The organism is Sphingomonas sp. S-NIH.Pt15_0812 (assembly GCF_003951315.1).
Taxonomy (GTDB): Bacteria; Pseudomonadota; Alphaproteobacteria; order Sphingomonadales; family Sphingomonadaceae; genus Sphingomonas.
On record NZ_QLJH01000001.1, the window covers coordinates 12344 to 34051 of the forward strand.

The 21708-nt window shown below is 69.7% G+C and carries 16 protein-coding genes; 5 read left to right on the top strand and 11 right to left on the bottom strand.

Going from position 1 to position 21708, the window contains the following annotated elements:
• Positions 1-8 precede the first annotated feature (8 nt).
• Positions 9-794, top strand: coding sequence for an SDR family NAD(P)-dependent oxidoreductase (locus tag BRX43_RS00080; protein ID WP_125992789.1), 786 nt, complete (start codon positions 9-11; stop codon positions 792-794).
• A 503-nt stretch (positions 795-1297) separates the two neighbouring features.
• Here the strand turns inward: BRX43_RS00080 and BRX43_RS00085 are convergent.
• The 5 genes from BRX43_RS00085 to nusB form a co-directional block, all read right to left on the bottom strand.
• The gene (locus BRX43_RS00085; RefSeq protein ID WP_241214677.1) at positions 1298-3280 is read right to left on the bottom strand and encodes a S9 family peptidase; all 1983 of its coding nucleotides are present in this window, start codon (positions 3278-3280) and stop codon (positions 1298-1300) included.
• 105 nt (positions 3281-3385) lie between these two features.
• Positions 3386-5545: a sodium-translocating pyrophosphatase gene (locus tag BRX43_RS00090; protein ID WP_125992790.1), complete on the bottom strand. Its 2160-nt coding sequence runs from the start codon at positions 5543-5545 to the stop codon at positions 3386-3388.
• Between the two features lie 224 nt (positions 5546-5769).
• Positions 5770-6687: a thiamine-phosphate kinase gene (gene thiL / locus BRX43_RS00095; protein ID WP_125992791.1), complete on the bottom strand. Its 918-nt coding sequence runs from the start codon at positions 6685-6687 to the stop codon at positions 5770-5772.
• 22 nt (positions 6688-6709) lie between these two features.
• Complete coding sequence (locus tag BRX43_RS00100; RefSeq protein WP_125992792.1) at positions 6710-6886, bottom strand: DUF4169 family protein; 177 nt, start codon at positions 6884-6886, stop codon at positions 6710-6712.
• A 3-nt stretch (positions 6887-6889) separates the two neighbouring features.
• On the bottom strand, positions 6890-7348 hold the full coding sequence (gene nusB / locus BRX43_RS00105) for a transcription antitermination factor NusB (protein ID WP_125992793.1): 459 nt from the start codon (positions 7346-7348) through the stop codon (positions 6890-6892).
• Positions 7349-7420: 72 nt separating this feature from the next.
• Between nusB and BRX43_RS00110 the strand changes: the two genes are divergently transcribed.
• The gene (locus BRX43_RS00110) at positions 7421-7882 is read left to right on the top strand and encodes a hypothetical protein (protein ID WP_241214678.1); all 462 of its coding nucleotides are present in this window, start codon (positions 7421-7423) and stop codon (positions 7880-7882) included.
• Here the strand turns inward: BRX43_RS00110 and BRX43_RS00115 are convergent, their stop codons facing one another.
• Complete coding sequence (locus tag BRX43_RS00115; protein WP_241214679.1) at positions 7883-8740, bottom strand: SPOR domain-containing protein; 858 nt, start codon at positions 8738-8740, stop codon at positions 7883-7885.
• Positions 8741-8877: 137 nt separating this feature from the next.
• Between BRX43_RS00115 and BRX43_RS00120 the strand changes: the two genes are divergently transcribed.
• Positions 8878-9057, top strand: a complete 180-nt coding sequence (locus BRX43_RS00120; protein WP_241214680.1) for a hypothetical protein — start codon at positions 8878-8880, stop codon at positions 9055-9057.
• Positions 9058-9066: 9 nt separating this feature from the next.
• On the opposite strand, the gene BRX43_RS00125 is transcribed toward BRX43_RS00120, so the two are convergent.
• Positions 9067-12426, bottom strand: a complete 3360-nt coding sequence (locus tag BRX43_RS00125; RefSeq protein WP_241214681.1) for a PAS domain S-box protein — start codon at positions 12424-12426, stop codon at positions 9067-9069.
• Between the two features lie 202 nt (positions 12427-12628).
• Here BRX43_RS00125 and BRX43_RS00130 point away from each other — a divergent pair, with 202 nt between their 5' ends.
• Both BRX43_RS00130 and BRX43_RS21110 read left to right on the top strand, forming a co-directional pair.
• Positions 12629-15100 carry a TonB-dependent receptor gene (locus BRX43_RS00130; RefSeq protein ID WP_125992796.1) on the top strand — a complete coding sequence of 824 codons (2472 nt, stop codon included), beginning with the start codon at positions 12629-12631 and terminating at the stop codon, positions 15098-15100.
• 131 nt (positions 15101-15231) lie between these two features.
• Positions 15232-16434 (top strand): GGDEF domain-containing protein, encoded by a 1203-nt coding sequence (locus tag BRX43_RS21110; RefSeq protein WP_164523478.1) that lies wholly within the window; start codon positions 15232-15234, stop codon positions 16432-16434.
• A 7-nt stretch (positions 16435-16441) separates the two neighbouring features.
• Here BRX43_RS21110 and BRX43_RS00140 read toward each other — a convergent pair whose 3' ends face one another.
• From BRX43_RS00140 to BRX43_RS00155, 4 genes are all read right to left on the bottom strand, one after another.
• Positions 16442-16909, bottom strand: a complete 468-nt coding sequence (locus tag BRX43_RS00140) for a MarR family transcriptional regulator (RefSeq protein WP_125992798.1) — start codon at positions 16907-16909, stop codon at positions 16442-16444.
• Positions 16910-17030: 121 nt separating this feature from the next.
• Positions 17031-18215, bottom strand: a complete 1185-nt coding sequence (locus tag BRX43_RS00145; RefSeq protein WP_125992799.1) for an HlyD family type I secretion periplasmic adaptor subunit — start codon at positions 18213-18215, stop codon at positions 17031-17033.
• Positions 18212-20362, bottom strand: coding sequence for a type I secretion system permease/ATPase (locus tag BRX43_RS00150; protein WP_125992800.1), 2151 nt, complete (start codon positions 20360-20362; stop codon positions 18212-18214). Before BRX43_RS00150 ends, BRX43_RS00145 begins: the two co-directional genes overlap by 4 nt.
• On the bottom strand, positions 20359-21657 hold the full coding sequence (locus tag BRX43_RS00155; RefSeq protein WP_125992801.1) for a TolC family protein: 1299 nt from the start codon (positions 21655-21657) through the stop codon (positions 20359-20361). The genes BRX43_RS00150 and BRX43_RS00155 overlap by 4 nt, the downstream gene beginning before the upstream one ends.
• Positions 21658-21708: the final 51 nt, after the last annotated feature.

Genomic DNA, 21708 nt, shown 5'->3' on the forward strand with positions numbered 1-21708 from the left:
AGATCGACATGGCTGATAAATTCGCGATCATCACCGGCGCCTCGACCGGCATCGGCTTCGAACTGGCGACGCTCGCCGCGCAGGATGGCTACGACCTGCTGATCGTCGCCGACGAACCCCTGATCCAGTCCGCCGCGCAGGACCTGCGCCAGTTCGGCACCGAGGTGCAGGCGGTGGAGGCGGACCTGTCGACGCTGGAGGGCGTCGACGCACTGCTCGACGCCGCCGGCGGTCGGCAGGTCGATATCCTCTGCGCCAATGCCGGGCGGGGCCTGGGCCACGGCTTCCTCGACCAGGCGGTCGACGAGTGGCGCAAGGTGATCGACACCAACATCACCGGCACGCTTTATCTGCTCCAGAAGGCGCTGAAGCCGATGGTGGCGCGGAACGAAGGCAAGGTGCTGATCACCGGCTCGATCGCCGGCTATATCCCCGGCGCGTTCCAGGCGGTGTATAACTCGTCCAAGTCGTTCATCGACTATTTCAGCGATGCGATCCGCAACGAGCTGAAGGAATCGGACGGCGTCACCATCACCACGCTGAAGCCCGGACCGGTCGACACCGAATTCTTCGCGCGCGGCGACATGCTCGACACCTCGGTCGGCCAGTCGGAAAGCAAGAGCGATCCGGTCGATGTGGCCAAGGACGGCTGGAGCGCGCTGATGAAGGGCGAGGCGTCGATCTTCTCGGGCTGGAAGACTAAGCTGCAAGGTACGCTCGCCAATATCACGCCGGCCAGCGTGCTGGCGGAACAGCATCGCAAGATGGCCGAGCCGGGTAGCGGCAAGGAGTAACGGCCGGCTTCCAGCGTCTGTCCTACCTGCCACGGACCTCACCCCGGTGGGGTCCGTGGCGGTGTATCACCCGCCTCAGCATGCCGGTGAAGGTGGAACCTTCGTGGACGTCTACAGCCCGATGCGATGCCCTTGCTCCGGAAACGCCATTGCGAGCGCGGCGAAGCAACCCGCAGCCGCGCGCATGATGGCCTGGATTGCTTCACTGCGCCCGCAATGACGGCCTGGGTCAACCCGATGTCATCCTGCTCCAGCAAACAGGCCGGACGGGCTCGCGCTCTTGCGAAGGCAGCAGCCTAGGGCCCAACAAAGTAACGCCTTGTGCTATCCGCAACCCTGGGGTCCTGCGTCCGCAGGAGCACGGGAGCGATTATTGCAAGGGTCCCGCGACGGCCGGGATTCGATCCGGGAACCTCTGCACGTTAGGCGAGACGTTCCGGGACTGGACCCCGACCTCCATCGCGATGACGTGAAGAGCAGGGCAAAGCCAGGCCTTCCACCCCTCAGGCCGGATTGTGCCGGTCCAGGAACGCCTTCATCCGCTGGAGGAAGGTCAGCCGATCCTCGCTGCGGGTGAAATGATGGTCGGCAAGCGGCTGTTCGAAATACTCGAACGGCTTGCCCGCATCCTCCAGCGCGCCGGCCATCATCCGCGACTGTTTGACCGGCACGCGCTTGTCCGCCTTGCCATGGACCAGCAGGATCGGCACCGAAAAGGCGGCGGCGCCGAAGCGGGGGCTGACCGAGCGGAAGTCGGGCGCCTGTTTCTTCAGCCAGTCGCCGCGCGTACGTCCGTACAGGAACTGCCCGTCATAGGCCCGCATCGCCGCCAGGTCCGATACGCCTGCATAGGAGATGGCGCAGCGGTACAGCCCGCCGCCGCGCTGGGCCGCGCGCATCGCCGCATAACCGCCATAGGACGCCCCGACCATGCATGCGCGCTTGGGATCGGCGATCCCCTCCTTCACGGTCCAGGCGAGCGCATCGTCCAGATCGTCCTGCATCTTCAGGCCCCATTGCCCCTCGCCCTTCTTGGCGAATTCGCGGCCATAGCCGGACGAGCCGCGATAATTGGGCTGGATCACCGCATAGCCCAGTTCCGCCAGATATTGCGTCCACCAGTCCCAGCTTTCATCGTCGCGGGCGAAGGGGCCGCCATGCGGCAATATGATGATCGGCAGCGCCTTGGCCGTCCGCGCCCGGGGCAGGGTCAGCACCGCCTCGATCATGGTGCCGTCGCGCGCGGGATAGCGGATGGTACGGACCGGCGACAGGATGCGCCCCTGCAGCTTCGGGTTCGCCCAGGACAGGCGCTGCATCCGGCCGGACCCGGTGTCGAAATAATAGATGATGCCCGCCTGCGACGCGCTGCCGACCGAGACCAGCAGCTTGGTGCGATCCGCGCTCCACGACAGGATATGCGCGTGCCGGCCGTTGCCGACCGCCTCGTCCATCGCGGCCTGCACCTCGTGCATCGCCGGGTCGGTCCATTCGCTATGATAATAATGGTCGTCGACGCCATAGCCCGCGACATCGTCGCCGGCCGGATTGGGGATGACCGAGGCGATGTCGTAGCCGGGCGTCGCGAACAGCGTCTTGCCGAGCTTCAGGTCGGGCAGCGACATCTCATAGGCGGTGTCATGCCCATCGCTGTCGTCGATGCCGATCGCGCTGCCATCGGCCCGGAACAGGACCGGGGTGACGAAGCTCTCGTTATTCTTGCGATCGGCGCGGGCGATGGTGCGGAAGGTCTCGCCATTGTTGGTGCGGTAGAGCAGGGTCGCCTTGCGCGAACTGTCGTCCAGGCGATAGCCGATACGGACCTGGCCGGCGCCATCGGCATACCAGTCCCACACATTGGCGACGCCGTTGACGATCCGTCGCCCGCGCCCGGTGGACAGGTCATATTCATAGACGCTCGGCCAGAAATCCATTTCCGAGGTGATGCCGGTCTGCTTGGCCAGCAGGATGCGCGGGCTGCCGTCGCGGGCGGTCCACAGCACATCGTCGGCGCGGATGCCGCTCTTCTCCCAGTCCAGCCGCTTCATCACCTTGGCGTCCGCCGACAGGCCGATCACGCGGGTGACGTAGATCTCGTTGCCATAGACCATGTCCTGCGAGCCCAGGCCGACCGCCAGCCAGCCGTCCCCCACCCAGCGCCACCAGTTGATGTCGACGGTCGGCCCGACCCTGACCACCGACGGCTTGGCGTCGGGGCCGCCAGCGACCGGGGCAATCATCAGATATTGGGTGCCGTCGATCGCCATCTTGCCGGCCACGCGGGTGCCGTCGGGCGACAATCTGGGCTCGTCGATCGCGGGCAGGGCGGCGAAGGCCTCGACCGGAACCGGCCCGTCCTTGGCACCTGCGCCGGCGTCCTTGGCAGCGGCCTGGTCCGACGCTGCGCCAGCCGGAACACTGCCCCCCATCGCCGATGCCGCCAGCAACCACGCCGCACATGCGACGCCACGCCCGATACCTGTCATGATCATCCCCCATACCGGGCCCCCCGCCCGGCATGAGGTCATGCTAATCGATCAAAGCATCGGCTGACAAGTTGATCCGAAATACCGCCATAATGGAGGTATTGGTCATCCGCCCCGCGTCGCCAGTACCGCCAGCAGCAGCAGCGCGACGATATTGGTGATCTTGATCATCGGGTTGACCGCGGGACCGGCGGTATCCTTGTACGGGTCGCCGACCGTGTCGCCGGTCACCGCCGCCTTGTGCGCCTCCGATCCCTTGCCGCCATGATGGCCGTCCTCGATATATTTCTTGGCATTGTCCCAGGCCCCGCCGCCCGAGGTCATCGACAGCGCGACGAACAGCCCCGACACGATCACGCCCAGCAGCATCGCCCCCAGCGCGGCGAAGCCATTGGCCTGGCCCGCCACCAGCGACACGATGAAATAGACCGCGATCGGCGACAGCACCGGCAGCAGCGAGGGCACGATCATCTCGCGGATCGCGGCGCGGGTGACGAGGTCGACGGTGCGGCCATATTGCGGCCGGCTGGTGCCCAGCATGATGCCGGGATCGTCGCGGAACTGGCCGCGCACCTCCTCCACCACCGCGCCCGCGGCGCGCCCGACCGCCGTCATCCCGAACGCGCCGAACAGATAGGGCAGCAGCGCACCGAGCAGCAGGCCGACGATGACATAGGGGTTGGACAGGCTGAAATCGACCTCCACCTCCGGGAAATAGGTCGACAGGTCGGTGGTATAGGCGCCGAACAGCACCAGCGCGGCCAGCCCGGCCGAGCCGATCGCATAGCCCTTGGTCACCGCCTTGGTGGTGTTGCCGACCGCATCCAGCGCGTCGGTGCGCTGGCGCACCTCGTCGGGCAGCGCGGCCATCTCGGCGATGCCGCCGGCATTGTCGGTGACCGGGCCATAGGCGTCGAGCGCGACGACCATGCCCGCCAGCGCCAGCATCGCGGTCGCGGCGAAGGCGATGCCGATCACGCCGGCGAGCTGATAGGTGGCGACCACCGCGACGACGATCACCAGCGTCGGCAGCGCCGTCGCCTCCAGGCTGATCGCCAGGCCCTGGATCACGTTGGTGCCGTGCCCCGTCTCGCTGGCGCGCGCGATCGAGCGGACCGGGCGATAGGCGGTGCCCGTATAATATTCGGTGATCCACACGATCAGTCCGGTGACCGCCAGCCCGATCACCATGCACCAGATCAGGTCCATGCCGGTGAAGCCCGGCCCGGTCGCCGCGGCGGCGCCCCCTTGCGTCAGGTCGTCGCTGACCGCGTCGAGGAAGCCGGCATTGCCGATCACCGCGTGCAGGTCGCCCAGCGTATAATGGGCGGCGGCGAAGATCGCCGGAACCGCGAGCAGCGCCGAGGTCCAGAAGCCCTTGTAGAGCGCGCCCATGATCGAGCCGTTCCGGCCGAGCCGCACCATATAGGTGCCGATGATGCTGGTCAGGATGCACACGCCGCCGACGATCAGCGGCAGGCTCATCAGCCGCAGCAACTCGCCCGCATCGGCGCGGACCAACAGCGCGATCGAGATCATCGTCACGCCCAGCGTCACCACATAGGTCTCGAACAGATCGGCGGCCATGCCGGCGCAATCGCCGACATTGTCGCCGACATTGTCCGCGATCACCGCCGGGTTGCGGGGATCGTCCTCCGGGATGCCGGCCTCGACCTTGCCGACCAGATCCGCGCCGACATCGGCCGCCTTGGTGAAGATGCCGCCGCCCAGCCGCGCGAAGATCGAGATGAGCGACGCGCCGAAGGCCAGCGCGGTCAGCGCCTCGACGATGATGCGGTCATTGGGGGCATGGCCGGCGGGACCGACCAGATACCAGAAGAAGACGGCGATCGCGAGCAGGCCCAGCCCCGCCACCAGCATCCCCGTCACCGCGCCCGAGCGGAAGGCGGTGGTCAGACCCGCCTGGAGCGAGGTGCGGGCGGCCTCCGCCGTGCGGACATTGGCGCGCACCGAAATGGTCATGCCGACATAGCCGGCAACCCCCGACAGGATCGCGCCGATCGCGAAGCCCAGGGTCGACAGCCAGCCCAGCGTCACCGCCAGGACGATGGCGACGACGATCCCGACCACGGCGATGGTGGTGTATTGGCGGCCCAGATAGGCCTTGGCGCCTTCCTGGATGGCGCCGGCGATGTCCTGCATCCGGGCGTCGCCCGGCGATTGGCGAAGCACTTGCCCGCTGGTGACGATGCCATAAAGCACGGCGATCCCGCCGCAGATCATGGCGAGATAGACTGCCGTCATACTCGTCCCTCCTGATCGCGGGCGCGCCGCCATGGGCCGCCCGTCGCCGGCGAAGCTACGCCGATTGGCGCGGGGTGCAACCATGCTGTGCCGGTCCCGCGACAGGGGGAGGTTGCGAAATATCGTCCGTGCTGCTGCGAAGGCAGGAGCCCGAGCTACGCGCGCGGAAGTCCGGCAATCGTCTTCGGGATCATAGGAAAAGCGCGCCGCGCCTCCGTGTGACCTCAATGCGCCGGAGTGGCCCCGCCATCATGCTCCCAGCCCAATCGATCCGGCAGGGGCAGCGACTCGCCACCGTCGGTCAGCGTCAGGCCCGCGCCGATCGCGAACGCGCCGACACAGGTCGCGGCCACCGGCGGCTCCATCGCTGCGGGGAGGGCGAAGAGCAGTTGGTAATCGTCCCCCGCCGTCACCGCCGCCAATCGCGCCGCGCGATCCGTACCGCGCACGGCACCATAGGCGGCGGACAGCGGCACCGCCTCCAATCGAACCGTGACGGCAAGGCCGCTCGCCGCCGCCATGCGCGCCGCGTCGATCAGCAGCCCGTCCGACACGTCCGCCATCGCCGTCACCAGGGGCCCGAGCGCGCGTCCCTCCGCCAGCCGGGGGCGGGGCCGGCGATAGGCGTCGCGCAAGGCCGGGCTGTCGATCTCCCCCCGCGCCGCCGCCAGGCCGGGGCCGGCATCGCCGATCGTGCCCGTCACCCACAGGCGGTCGCCCGGCCGCGCGCCGCTCCGCGTCGGGGGGCGCCCGCTGCGGCCGATCGCGGTGCAGGTCAGGACGCGCGGCGCGCCGTCGGGCAGCGACACCGTGTCGCCGCCGATCAGGCGCGTGTCGAACGTCGCCAGCGCCGCCGCCAGCCCGGCGAGGAACGCCCGGTCCCAGCCATCCCCGCCCAGCGGCAGGTTGAGCAGCACCCCCTCCGGCACCGCCCCCTTGGCGGCCAGGTCGGACAGGTTCACCGCCAGCAGCTTCCACGCCACGTCCCCGGCCGGGTCGGTGCCGAGGAAATGCACCCCCTCGACCAGCGTGTCGGTGGTCAGCACCAGGTCGCCCAACGTCGCGGCATCGTCGCGCAGGTCGCGCGCGCCGGGGTGCAGCGGCAGCGCACGCAGGCCGGCGAGGAACTCGGCCTCCGTCATCGCGGGCAGGGCAGGGGGCGGCTCAATCGTCCAGCTTCGCGCCGTCGAGAGCCCGGACCTGGCGCTCCGCCTCGGCCTTGGCCGCGCGCTTCTCCGCGCCGGTGCGGCCGAAGGCGACGCGGTTGGCGGCGGCCGTCGCCTGTGCCGCCGCCCTGGCCTTCGCCTTGCGCGCGCGGTTCAGGTTGACGACCTCCGCCATGGATCAGGCGCGCGGGCCCGACTTGGCGATGGCGTCGAGCAGGCCGTTGACGAAGCCGGCCTCGCGCCGCTCGTAGAAGGCGTGGGCGACATCGACATATTCGCTGATGACGGCGCCGGTCGGCACGTCCTTGCGCGCGAGCAGTTCATAGGTCCCGGCGCGCAGGATCGCCTTCATCGGCTTGTCGAGTCGCGCCAGTGTCCAGCCGCTGGCCAGCTTCGCCTCGATCAGCCGGTCGATCTCGCCGGCGCGCGCCTGGGCGCCCTTGACCAGGTCGTCGAAGAAATCGACCTCGGCATCGGCATATTCCACATCCTCGATCACCGCGCCCAGGCGGTGCTGGTGGAATTCGTGCAGCAGCACGGGAATCGCCGTGCCCTCCATCTCAAGCTGATAGAGCGCCTGGACGGCGGCGAGACGCGCGGCGGCGCGGGCCTTGGTGCGGTTCGAGTTGCGGGACATAAGCGCCGCCCTGTACGCCGCCCGGCGGCGGATGTCAGCCCCGTTGCGGAACGGTGTGATGGAAGAGGAATGATGGACGACAGTTGGGGAAGGAAACCGGCGGCCCTGCGGGTGCGGGCGAACGATCGCGAAGCGGCGCGCGCCGCCGATCGCGAACGCCGGGCGCTGGAGCGTGCGGCCTCCGCCGATGCGCGGATCGAGGCGCGGGCCGCCGCCCGCGACGCCGCATCGCAGGCGCGCGAGGCGGCGCGCACCGCCCGCCGGGTCGAGGAGGAGGCGCGCGCGGCCGTCCGGCGCGAGGCGGCGGCGACCGTCGCGGAGGAGGAGCCGGCCGCGCCGCGCCGTCGCCGCTCGACCGGGGCGATCGCGCGCACGGGGATGCCGACCGAGGAACGCGACACGCGTAGTTATCGCACCGTCGTCGACGAGGATCGCATCCGCGCCCTTGCCAAGCGCGGCGCGTCGGTCACCGGCCTGGCCGGCGCGTTCGGCCTCAGCGTCGCGGAGGTGGAGGCGGTGCTGGCCGCCGGCTGATCAGGGCCTGGCCGGGCGTGGGGCGGCGAGCGGCAGGCAGTCGAAGCCGCCGGCCGCCGCCGCCGCGCACAGCGCCACCGCGCCCGCGCGGTCCGCCGCCGGTCCGATCTGGACGCGCACCAGCGGGCTGTTCGGAACGGGATCGAAGCGCGGCTGGAACTTGCCCAGCGACGGCACGCGGTCCCGCGCCAGCGCCCAGGCCGCCTCCGCCCGGGTGCGGCCGGTGAACGCGCCGATCTGGATTCGCCAGTCGCCGGCCGGCAGGGCTTCGGCGGCGACTGGTGCGGCGGCCATGCGCACGGCCGGCGGCGGCGGGGCGAGCAGCGCCGCCTCCAGCCGCGCCAATGCGGGTCCGGCCGCCGCCGCCAGCGCATCGGCAGGCAGCGCCGTCATCTCGGTCGCGACCGCCGCCGCCATGGGGCAGAAATTGGCCTGCGTGCCCGGCTTGGCGAAATAATTGTAGAGCAGGGTCATGTGATGGTCGAGCCCGCCGGGCGCCGCGTCGAACCGCTGCTGTTCGTCGCGATAGGCGGCGGCGAGCACCGTCTTCCGCTGGAGCAGCAGGCGGTTATAGTCGGGCGTCAGCGTCGCGCCGGCGGCGGTCCGCCCGCAGCTGAGCGCGGCGACGTTGAGCGCGGCGCGGACATGCCACAGCGCCTCCTGCTCGCCGAGATGGCTGTTGATCGTCTCCGGCAGCGGTGCCACGGGGGTGGGGGCGGGGGTCGGCTCGGCCACGGGCGGCGGCGGGACCGGCTCCGCCGCGCGGCGGTGCGCGCAGCTCGCCAGCAAGAGCGCGGTCGAGGCCATCGCGCCCGTCCATCCGATCCGCCGTCCGGTCATCCGTTCCTCCCCGATCACGCCCGATGGCGATCGGTCCTAGCGCCCGTCTCGGCCTCCGGTAAACCCCGGCGCGCCATCCGCTTCACCACGCCGTCACAAAGCGCGGCACCTTTCGCCCCGCTGTCGGTTTGTCGCCCTGAAAGGAGCAGCCAGTGGTGGAAAAGATCGTCGCGATCGGATTGTTGACCCAGCGCGACCTGGACGTGCTCGGCAGCGGATTCAAACGCGTGTTCCCGGTGGAGCAGGATGACAGTTTCGCGGACCTGATCGAGCGCCTCGATGCGATCGGCGGGCCCGATGCGTCGCCGCCGGCCGCCGCCAAGCCGGAGCGCTGACCACCGCGATCAGGCGGCACCCCGACCCTGCGCGATCAGTTCGGCGACCCGGGCCACCAGCTTGTCGATCGCGAACGGCTTGGTCATCACCTCGATGCCCGGTGCGCGCAGGCCGCTGCCGATCACCGAATTCTCGGCATAGCCGGTGATGAACAGGGTCGGCAGCCCCGCCCGATGTGCTTGTGCCGCCTCCGCCATCTGGCGGCCGTTCATCCCGCCCGGCAGGCCGATATCGCTGATCAGCAGGTCGATCCGCATGTCCGACTGGAGCAGGCGCAGGCCGGACATGCCGTCCGCCGCCTCGACCACGCCGTAACCGAGATCCTCCAGGACATCGGCGAGCAGCAGCCGCACGGTCGGTTCGTCGTCGACCACCAGGATCGTTTCGCCGTCGCCCGTCCGGTTGCGTATCCGCGCGTCGTCATTCTCCGCCTCCGGCATCAACTCGCCGTCATAGCGTGGCAGATAGAGGCGGACGACGGTGCCGATGCCGGCTTCCGACTGGATGCGCACCTGCCCGCCCGACTGTTTGGCGAAGCCATAGATCATCGACAGGCCCAGCCCCGTGCCCTGGCCGATCGGCTTGGTGGTGAAGAAGGGCTCGAACACGCGCTCGATCACCTCCGGGCTCATGCCGGTGCCGCTGTCGGTGACGGACAGGGACAGATAGGGGCCCTCCGGCATGTCATGGGTGCGGGCGGTTTCGCGGTCGAGCCAGGTGTTCGCTGTCTCGATCCGGATCCGGCCGCCGTCCGGCATCGCGTCGCGTGCGTTGATGCACAGGTTGAGCAGCGCATTCTCCAGCTGCCCGGCATCGACCAGCGTGGTCCACAATCCGGCCGTCTGGCCGGTTTCCAGCATGATGGCGGGGCCGACGGTGCGCTGGATCAGCTCCACCATGCCGGAGATCAGCGTGTTGACGTCGGTCGGCTTGGGATCGAGCGTCTGGCGGCGCGAAAAGGCGAGCAGCCGGTGGGTGAGGGCGGCGGCCCGCTTCACCGCGCCTTGCGCGGCGATCAGATAGCGATCGACATCGCCCAGCCGCCCCTGGCCGAGCCGGGTGCCGATCATCTCCAGTGCGCCCGACATGCCGGCGAGGAGATTGTTGAAGTCATGCGCCAGCCCGCCGGTCAGCTGGCCGACCGCCTCCATCTTCTGCGCCTGGCGAAGCTGCTCCTCGGTCTTCATCAGCTCGGCGCCACGCTCGGCGACGCGCTGTTCCAGCGTTTCGGTCAGGGCGCGCAGCGCCGCCGTGGTGCGATCCAGCTCCTTCTCGACCGCGCGCCGTTCCTCGACATCGAGCAGCACGCCGGGGAAGAAAAGCGGCGTGCCATCCGCACCATGGTCGACCCGGCCGTTCGCCTCGATCCAATAGTAACGGCCGTCGGCGCGGCGGACGCGATATTGATGCGCATAGGGGCCGCCCCGCGCGATGGCGGCGTTGATCGCCTCCGCCAGCCCGGCCTGATCGTCCGGATGGACGGTCTCGACGACCTGCGCCAGGCTCAACCCCTCGCGACCAAGCGCCGGGTCCAGGCCGAAGGCGATGGCGAAGGCCTTGTCGACCGTAAACCGGTCGGTCGGCAGGTGCCAGAACCAGGTGCCGATGATCGCGCCGGCCGACAGGGCGAGCTGGACCCGCTCGATATTCTCCTGCGCCAGCGCCTCGCTCGCCCGGAGCGCCACCTCCGCCACCCTGCGCGCCTCGATGTCGCGGAACATGACCAATACTTGGCGGCGGCTGGCCGGCTCGACCCGTGCCGCCGACACCTCGACATGCCGGCCGGCCTGTTCGAAATAGCGTTCGAAGCGGATCGGCTCGCCGGTGCGCAGCACCTCGCCATAGAGCGCGATCCAGTCGTCGGCCTGATCGGGCGCCAGGTCGCGCAGGGTGCGGCCGACGATGCCGGCGATGCCCGAATGACGTTCATAGCCGGCATTCGCCTCGACATGCACATAGTCGCTTGAGGGACCATGCGGGCCGTCGAAGAATTCGATGATGCAGAAGCCGTCGTCGATCGCCTCGAACAGCGCGCGATAGCGCTGCTCGCTTCGGGCGAGCGTGTCCGCCGCCGCGCGTCGCTCGGTCACGTCCTGCACCACGCCGGCGATGCGGTCGCTGTCGGTCTCGGCGTCGTGCATCCGCTCGCCCCGATGCGCGATCCACCGCACCGCGCCGTCCTCGGCGCGACGGATGCGATACTCCACCTCCTGCTGGGCAGGATTTCCCGCGCTGCCCGGGACGGTCCAGAGCGGCGCGGCCGTGGCGCGGTCCTCGGGCAGGATCAGCGACGTGATCGTCGCGGCGGGCAGCGTCGTGGCCGAGGCCAGGCCGAACAGCCGGCAGAATTCCGGCGTGGCGTGGAGGATCGCATCCTCGCCGACTTGGAACAGGCCCAGCCGCCCCGCCTGCTGCGCCCAGCGCAGACCCTGTTCGGCGGCCTTCAGCGCGGTGTCGACGCGGTGCTGTTCGCTCCGGTCGCGCAGCACCAGGACATAGCCGAGTTGCTGCCCGTCGCGGCCCGCCAGCGGGGTCAGCTCGACACTGGACCACAGGCGGCGGCCGTTCCGCGCCAGATGCCAGCGATCGGCGAGCGCGCGGCCATTGCGATCCGCCTCCACCATGTCCTGGTGCAACCGGCCCACCGCGCGATCCTCGGGCGTGAAGAGGAAGCCGGCATGGCGGCCGATCGCCTCCGCCTCGCGCCAGCCGAACACATGGTCCGCGCCGGCACCCCATTCCATCACCATGCCGTCGCGATCGATGGTGACGATCGCCAAGTCGACCGCATTGTCGACGATCGCGCGCTGCCGCGCCTCGGCGAGCGTCGCCTTGTGGCAGGCGAGACCGCGTTCCAGCTGCGCCATCACATGCTGCGCCAGTACCCGCAGCGTGCGGATCTGCAGGTCGGTCAGGCTGCGCGGGCGATGGTCGAGCACGCACATCGTCCCGATCGCCACGCCCTCCGGCGTTCGCAGCAGGGCGCCGGCATAGAATCGCAGGTGCGGCGCGCCGGTGACGAGCGGGTTGCAGGCGAAGCGCGCGTCCCGCGTGGTGTCGGGCACCAGCAGGAATTCCTCCTCCAGCAGGGCATGGGCGCAGAGCGAGGTTTCGAGCGGCGTGCCGTCCACACCCAGCCCGACCTCCGCCTTGAAGAATTGCCGATCGCGGTCGACGAAGTTGATGACGGCGATCGGGGCGTCGCACACGGAGGCGGCCAGCCCGGCGATCTCGTCGAACACCGCCTCGCGCGCGCTGTCCATTATCCTGTAACGGGCCAGCGCCGCGGCACGGATAACGGCGGTGTCTTCGCATGCTTCGGTCACGTCGCGAAGCACGTCGGGCAAGGGATGGTGGAGGCCGGTCACGCCGCCGTTCCTATATGCCGGTGATCGGTTCGCAAGCGCCATTTGCGCGAGGTCCGGGCACCGGTTCCATTTTGGGGCGGCAGGGTCTGCCTTCGCGGCTTCAAGTTTTTCTTGGCGGCGGGCCGGGACTTGGCACGCTAGAAGGACAGCCTGCCTGCCAGGATTTGGCGGTGGCAACGCCAATAAGCCAAAGGGAATCCCGATGATCAGCGAGCTTCTGCTCAGCACCGCGGCGACGTTTGCGCCCGCCGCGCAGACGCCTACCGTCCCGACGGCGCAGGCCCCGACCGAGCTGGCCCAGACCGCGCCCGTCGCCGATGCCGCGACCGCCAGCGACGAGGGCGGCGACATCATCGTCACCGGCACCCGCGTCGAGGGGCGCAGCCGGCTGGACAGCGTGTCGCCGGTCGACGTGCTGAGCGGTGCGAGCCTGCAACGCCAGGGCACGACCGAATTGGGCGCGGCGCTGTCGGCCATCGCGCCGTCGATCGATTTCCCGCGTCCCTCCGCCAATGACGCGACCGACGCGATCCGTCCCGCCACGCTGCGCGGCCTGGCCCCCGACCAGACGCTGGTCCTCATCAACGGGATTCGCGGCCATACCTCCGCCAATCTCAACACCAACGGCACGGTCGGGCGCGGTTCGGCGGCGGTCGACCTCAACACCATCCCCACGGTCGCGCTCGACCGGATCGAGGTGCTGCGCGACGGCGCTTCGGCGCAATATGGCTCCGACGCGATCGCCGGCGTCGTCAACCTGCGGCTGCGCGAGGCGCGCTCGGGCGGCGGCGCGCAGGTCGTCTACGGCTTCTACGACACGCAGGTCGACACGGCGAACAACCGCCGCCACGTCACCGGCGAGCCGACCGTCACCGTTTCGGCGTGGCAGGGCATCGGTTTCGGCGACGACGGCTTCCTGACGATTTCGGGCGAGTATCTGAAGCGCCAGCCGACCAACCGGGCGGATCTCGACACGCGCGTCACCCCGCGTCGCGTCACCGGCCGCTATGGCGATCCCGAGACCGAGCAATATACCGGCTATGTCAATGCCGGCACCTCGCTAACCGACAATATCAGCCTCTACGCGTTCGGCGGTTACCAGGATCGTGACAGTCGGGGCGCTGCCTTCCCGCGCATCCGCACCGCCGCCTCGGCCGCTTTGCTCGACCGCGCCGGGCTGCCCGACGGATTCCTGCCGATCATCAACACCCGGTCGAAGGACATCAACTCGGCCGCCGGCCTGCGGGGCGACCTGGGCGGCTTCAACGTCGACCTGTCGTTCAGCTACGGCCGCAACACGGTCGACTTCCGCACGCTCGACTCCGCCAACTATGCCTATGGCACGGCCACCCCGCGCGACTTCCGCGCCGGCTCGGTCGCCTATGACCAATATGTCGCCGGGCTGGACGTGACTCGCAAGTTCGACGTGTTCCAGTCGCTCAATCTCGCCTTCGGCATCGAAGGACGGCGCGAGGGGTACAAGATCAGCGCGGGCGAGCCGGCGTCTTACGGCTATGCGCCGGCCGGCGCCGTCACCGGCATCCCGGCGGGCACGACCGTGGCGCCGGGCGCACAGGGGTTCGGCGGATTCTCGCCGCTCAACGAGACCAAGCGCAGCCGCCGCAACGGCAGCATCTATGTCGACGTCGAGGCGCAGGTGACGGACAAGCTGCTGCTCGGCCTGGCGGGGCGGGCCGAGGATTATTCCGACTTCGGCACCACCGCGACCGGCAAATTCTCCGCCCGCTACGACCTTGCGGACTGGATCGCGCTGCGCGGCACCGCCTCCACCGGCTTCCGCGCGCCGTCGCTCCAGCAGCAATATTTCACGCAGATCGCGTCGGTCGTGACCAATGGCGTTCCGGTGCTGACCGGCACCTTCCCGTCGACCAGCACGGTCGGCACGGCGCTGGGCGGCCTGGCGCTGGAGCCGGAGAAGTCGACCAACCTGTCGGCGGGCACGGTGATCCGCTTCGGCGGGTTCGACCTGACCGTGGACGCCTATCGCATCCATATCCGCAACCAGATCGGCCTGTCGGAGAATATCTCCGCCACCGGCTCGACCGCGGCGGTGAACGCGCAGATCGCGCAGCTGCTCGCCGCCACCAATACGGGGGCCAGCGCCGCGCGCTTCTTCCTCAACGGGCTGGCGACGACGACCAAGGGCATCGACCTGGTCGCGCATTATCGCTGGCGGACCCAGGAAGCGGGCGCGTTCGACTTCACGCTGGCGGGCAATATCAACGACGTGAAGGTCACGCGGGTGCCCACCTCCACCGCGACGCTCGACCCCGCGCCGACGCTGTTCGCGCGCAGCCGCATCCTGACGCTGGAGGACGGCACGCCGCAGCAGAAGGTGACCGGCACGGTCGACTGGTCGCTGGAGCGGCTGGGTGCGCTGGCGCGCGTCACCTATTATGGCGACGTCAACCAGCCCGGCACGACCCCCGCCGCCGACGTCCATACCGGCCGCCACGCGATCACCGATCTCGAACTGCGCTACGCCGCCCCCAGGGGCGCGCAGATCGGTCTGGGCGTCAGCAACCTGTTCGACGTCTATCCCGACCGGACGATCGCCGCGAACAATTCGACCGGCACGCTGGGCTTTCCCTATTACTCGCCCTTCGGCTTCAACGGCCGCTATCTCTACGCGCGGGTCGGCGTGAACTGGTAGGCGGTGGACCGGGACTCGCGCCGGCCTGGCGGGAGTCCCGATAGGCAAATCGACCTTGCCCCAGATCAATAATGGTGATTCGTTACCGATCGTTTACGATTGGAGCGTAGCGTCCGGCGGTGCCCCACGAAATGTCCGCCATCGCGTCCGGCCGCCTGCCGGATGCCACCTATGTCGAATTGGTGTCGAGCCTGTTCGCTACCCGCGTGCCGACCGTCATCATGAGCCTGTTGTTCCTGATGGCCGGGATGCTGGTGGTGGAGCGGACCCAGGACCCGGTGGCGGCGATCCTGATGGCGGGGGGCGTGCTGTCCAGCCTGGTCCGCATCACCCTGCTATTCAGCGGCCGGATGCGCCACGATGCCGGCGCGATCGACCATGCGGCGGCGGTGGTGATCGAGCGGCGCTTCGCGATCAGCTATGTCGTCTTCGCGATCATCCTGGGGCTGTTCGTGGCACGCACGATGCAATTGCCCGACGCCGCGCTCCACACGCTGGCGGGCATCCTGGTCGTCGGCTATGCCGCCGGCGCCGCGGCGGGCACGGCGCTGCGCCCCCGCATCGCGGTCGCCAGCCTGCTGGTCGCAGTGCTGCCGCCCGTCGCGGTGCTGCTCTTCCAGAGCGATCCGGCCTATATCGCCTCGGCGATCGCGCTCGCCGGCTTCTTGGCGGGCGGGATGCGCAGCCTGCTGCGCCGCTATCGGACCGAAGCGATGTCGACCGCAAAGCGCCACGGCTTCGCCGCGCTTGCCCGGCGCGACCATCTGACCGGGCTGGCCAATCGGCTGGAACTGGCGGAGCGGTTCGATCGGCTCTGCACCGAGGGTTTCCGGACCAAGCGGGTGGCGATCCATTATCTCGACCTGGACGATTTCAAGCCGGTCAACGATCGGCTCGGCCATCCGACGGGCGACGCGCTGCTGCGCGCGGTGGCGGGGCGGCTGCGCGACCATATCCGGGGCGACGACATCGCCGCGCGGCTGGGCGGCGACGAGTTCGTCGTCGTGCAGACGGCGGTGCGCGACGAGGAGGAGGTGGCGGCGATGGCGCGCCGGCTCGAGCGCGACCTGGCCGAACCCTATGCGCTCGACGGACGCGAGATCGTGATCGGCGCCAGCGTCGGCTGGTGCCTGGACGATACGGCCGAGCCGCTGCTCGACGCGCTGCTCCAGCAGGCCGACGACGCGCTGCGCCTGCGCAAGGCGGAGCGCAAGTCCCAGCCGGCGGAGGGCACGACCGGCCCGGGTTTCGGTCCGGGCTCGGCCCCGGCGTCGATCCCGGGGTCCACCATCGTGTCGCTGCCCGGATATGACTGGCTGCGGCAGAGCGCCTGACCGCCTCTCAGTCGCGCAGGCCGGCCAGATGGGCAGGCAGGAAGCCCTGGGGCGATGCGCCGGCCCGGCCCGGCCGGTCGCCGATGACGAACAGGCTGCGCAGCATCGCCGCCATCGCGTCATGCCCCCTGACCGTCAGCGTCACCGACACGCGGCGATGATCGGACGGATCGACCCGCCGCGCCATCAGCCCGGCGGCCGCCAGCCGGTCGATCCGGCGCAGGGCGCTGGTCGAGGTCTCGCCGGAGACCAGGATGACCTGCTTGACGCACAGGATCCGGCCTTCCTCGCCCGCGACGAACATCGCCAGCATCATGTCCCAGGCGGAATCGCGGAAGATGTCGCGCGGGAAAAAGGCCGCGACGGTGGTGCGCATCGCCTGTGTCTGGCGCGCCATGTCGAGCAGCGTGCGCGGCGTGCCGGTAGAGGGGGTGCCGAGCCGTGCCAAGGCATCGGCCGTCAGCGGAGTGGACATGGTAATCGACCCTAAAGTCTTGGTTGCGTTAAAGATTTTTTGTCGAAAAATGCTTTCCGAAACCTTACCCGGGGCTAATCTATCGCATCCACATTGATTGTATCTCAATGGCTTACTGGGTTCATCGTTCGCGCATCGCTTCCCGCGCGCGGTTCAGCGGTTTGAGCAGATATTGCAGCACCGTCTTGGTGCCGGTGTGGACGTCGACCGTCGCGATCATGCCCGGCACGATCGGAAAACGCCGCCCCGCCTTGTTGACCAGGGCATCCGACCGGGTCCGTACGAACACGCGGTAATAATAGAGGTCGGGATTGACCTCGTCGCGGATCGTGTCGGGCGAGATGCTGCTCACCTCGCCCTCCAGCCCGCCGAAGATCGCATAGTCATAGGCGGTGACCTTGACGCTGGCGCGCTGGCCTGGCCGGATGAAGGCGATGTCGCGCGGTGCCATGCGCGCCTCGATCAGCAGCCGGTCGTCGAGCGGCACGATCTCCATCACCTTGCCGCCCGGCGCGATGACGCCGCCGACCGTCGACACCTCGATATTCTTGACCACGCCGCGCACCGGCGAGCGCAGGGTCAGCCGCTGCACCGTGTCGGACCGGCCGCGCACCACCGGGGCCAGGGCCTCCACCTCCTCGCTGACCTTGGCCAGGTCCTGCCGCGCCTCGACCAGATATTGCGAGCGGAGGTCGGATTTCTTCAGGTCCAGGTCGGCGCGCTGCCGCTTCAGCCGCAGCACCTCGACCTGGCTCGCCGCGCCGACCTCGATCAGCGACTCGCCGATCCCTTCCTCGCGCCGGATCAGCGCCAGCGACTGGTCGATCAGCCCGGTCGAGGCGGCCAGGCTGGCGCGACGCGTCTCGAACAGCCGCTGCTGCTCGGCCTTGAGCGCGGGGAAGCCGTCCAGTTCGGCGGGGAAGCGCAGGGCGGTGCCGTTCACCTCCGCCTGCAACCGCGCTTGGCTGGCGAGCGCGGCGCGATATTTGGCGGCGCTTTCCTCCACGGTCGATCCGGCCTGGGTCGGGTCGAGCTGCGCCAGTACCTGGCCGGGCTTCACGATATCGTCCTGGCGCACCAGCATCCGCTTCAGGATGCCGCCCTCCAGCGATTGCAGCACCTGGTCGTGGGTGGTGGGCACGACGCGGCCCTGGCCGGTCGCCACCTCGTCCAGCGTCGCGGCCCAGGCCCAGAGCAGGGCGACGACGAACAGCGCCGCGACGATCCAGGTCATGCGGCGCGCGGCGAGCAGGCGCTGGCCGCTATCGTCGTCGAAGGACAGGGCGGCGGGAGACAGGCTGGTCATGCGGCGGTGCTCCGCGCGGCGGCCCGCATCGCGTCGAGCGCGGCGGCCTTGGGTTGGTCGAGCAGGATGCGGCCCTCGTCGATCACGATCACGCGATCGACCAGATCGAGCACGCGCATCCGGTGGGTGGCGATGACGAGCGTCCGGTCGCGGCGGGTGTCGCGCAGCGCGTCGATGAAGCGCCGCTCGGCCATCTCGTCCATCGCCGCGGTGGGTTCGTCGAGCAGCAGCACGCGCGGATCGCGCAGCAGCAGCCGGGCGAGCAGCAGCGCCTGCACCTGCCCGCCGGACAGGCCACGCCCGCCCTCCAGGATCCTGTAATCCAGTCCCTCGCGCAGCCGGCGCACGAACTCGGTCGCGCCGACCATCGCCAGCGTCTGGAGGATCGCCGCGTCGGTGGCGTGCGGCGCCCCCATGGTCAGGTTCTCGCGCAGCGTGCCGTGGAACAGCCGGCTGGTCTGGGTCAGCAGCGCCACGTCGCGGCGGATGTCGGCGGGATCGACCTGGTGGAGCGCCAGCCCGTCGATCAGCACCTCGCCCGACTGGGGCGGCATCATGCCCGACAGCGCCTGGAGCAGCGTCGATTTGCCCGCGCCGTTGCGGCCCAGCAGCGCGATCCGCTCGCCCGGTGCGATCTCCAGTCGCGCGACCGACAGGGCAGGCGGGGCGGGCGGATCGGCATAGCCGAACGCTGCCCCTGTCAGCAGGAAGCCGCCACGCACCACCGGCAGGGGGATGCGATGCTCCGCCTCCGGATGGTCGACGGGCAGCGCCATGATCTGGTTCAGGCTCTGCGCCGCGACCCTGGCATGTTGGTAGCGGCCGAGCAGGTGCGATACCTGGCCCATCGGCGCCATCATCCGGCTGGCCAGCATCGAGGTCGCGACCAGCGCGCCGGTGGTGATGTCGCCGGCGATGACCAGCGGCGCACCGACCAGGATGACGCCGGCATAGACCAGGTTCTGCACGCTCTGCGCCCAGGTCGACAGGCTGGCGGTCAGCCCGCGCAGGCGCAACTGCGCCTCGCCCGCCACCGCGTTGCAATGGTTCCACTGGCGCTGGAAGCGCTCCTCGGCCTGCAGCGTCTTGATATCCTCGATACCCTGCACCGCCTCGACCAGCAGGGCGTTGCGCAGCGAGGTCTCGCGCATCGACTCGGTGGCGTGGGCGCGCAGGCGGCGCTGCGCCATCAGGCTGGGCGCCAGCAGCAGCACGACCGCGACCAGCGGCACCAGCGCCAGCACCCCGCCGATCATGCAGAGCAAGGCGAGGAACAGCAGGAAGAAGGGCAGGTCCGCCACCGCCGCGACGGTGGTGGAGGTCAGCATGTCGCGCACCTGCTCCAGGTCGCGAAGCTGCGCGATGAAGGTGCCGGTGGAGGTCGGCCGCGCCCGGTTGCGGACGCGCAGCGCATGGCCGAACACCTGGTCCGACAGGCGCAGGTCGGTGCGCTTGCCCAGGATGTCCGTGATCGACACGCGCATCCGCCGCAGCAGGAAATCGAAGACCGTCGCCAGCAGCACGCCCAGGAACAGGATCGCCAGCGTCGGGATCGACTGCGCCGGGATCACCCGGTCATAGACCTGCATCGAGAAGAGCACGCCGGCCAGTCCCAGGGCGTTGGTGACGATCGAGGCGATCGCGACCGGGCCATAGCCGCGTGCATCCTGCAACAGCGTGCTGCGCAGCCAATGTTCGCGATAGGGGCGGATATAGGTGTCGACCCGCACGTCCTGCGCGGAGCGGGCGGGGCGGGGGACGACGATCCGCTCGGCGGCGGCGAGCAGTTCGGCGAGGGGTCGGGCGCTGGACAGGCCGCCCTCGCCCGCGATCGAAAAATGCGCGTCGCCCGTGCCGTCGATCGCGGTGACCAGCGCCAGCTCGCCGCCCGCGAGCGTGACGATCACCGGCAGCCGCCAGCTCGACAGCTTCGCCCCCTCAGGCGCGACGAAGCGGACCGACAGGCCGGCGGCGCGCGCCACCGTGGCGATGCGTGTCTCCTCGTCCGCCGTGTCGTGCCACAGGCCGGCGAGCCGGGCGCGCTGTTCGGGCAGGGGGATGCGATAGTGGCGCGCGACCTGCCCGAACAGGTCGATCCAGGCGTGCAGGCCGGCATGGCTGTCGTCGATGCGAAAGGGCGCGGTCACAGCGTCACTCCCCGAAAGCGGGTGCCGGTCAGCGCGAAGGCATCGCGCGAGCGGCCGGAATAATAGAGGCAGTCGAGTTGCAGCCGGCGCAGGTCGTGCATCGTATTGACCGAGTCGAAGCGCGCCTGCTGCAATTCCTGTTCGGCGTTGAGCAGGTCGACCAGGGTGCGCGTGCCCATGTCGAGATATTGCAGGCGATAGAGCTTGCCCGTCTCCACCATGTCGCCCTGGCGCGCGGCCAGCGTGTCGAGCAGCGCGGACAGGCTGACGATCTGCTGCTGTGCTTCGGCGAGTCGCTGGCCCGTCTCCAGCCGCGCCTGCCGCGCGCCGGCCTCGGCCGCGCTGACGGCGGCGCTGGCCCCGCGCACGCGGGCGCGCACCGCATTGCCGCCGAACACGTCGCTGGTGACGGTCAGGCCAAAGCTATAGGCGCTGCGGTTGGACAGCGGGCCGGTCACGTCCGTCGCCGCGTCGCCGGCCAGCGCGACCGTGGGCATGCGACCGGCGCGGTTGCGACGCAGGTCGGCATCCGCCTGGGACTTCTCCGCGTCGGCGCGCATCACGGCGGGCACCCCGTCCCAGTCGATCGCGGTCTCGTCGCAGCTGCGCGACAGCCAGTCGGGCATGTCGGTATCGATCGCGGCGGGCGGCGCGTCGCGGCCGAGCAGGAAGGCGAGGTTGCTGGCCCAGCGGCGCTCCTCGGCATCGATGCGGGCCAGTGCCGCCTCCGCCGCCGCGACCCGCGACTGCGCCTGGAGCGCATCGGACCGGGTCGTCGCCCCCTTGGCGAAGCGGTTGCCGACCAGCGCGCTGATCGCGCGGATGCGCTCCAGCTGTTCGCTGGCGACCGTGCGCAGCGCGACGTTGCGTTGCAGCTCGACCACCGCATAGCCGGTGTCGCGGATCAGCCCGTCCACCGCCAGCAGCAGGTCGGCGCGGCCGATCCGCGTGCCGGCGCGCGCCGCGTCGACCGCGCTCGACACCTTGCCGAAATCGAACAGCATCTGCGACGCCGAGACTTGCGGGCGCGGGCGCCAGCTCGACCCCAGCCGGTTGTCATAGCCGCTGCCGACCCCGGCGCTGATCCGGGGCAGATAGCCGGCGCGCGCGACCTCCACCTCCGCATCGCGCGCATCGATCGTCGCGGCGGCCTGGGCGATGCCTGGATGCCAGGCCAGCATCTCGCGCATCGCGCCGGGCAACGTCACCGGCTCGGTCGTCGCGGCGGCCTGCCCGATCGACGCCAGGGACAGGATCGCGGCTGCCGTACCAGCCCATCGCTGCCATCGAAACATGTCGTCCGAAATCCTTTTCCGTGGTGGGCACGGGATCGCAGAACATGCTTA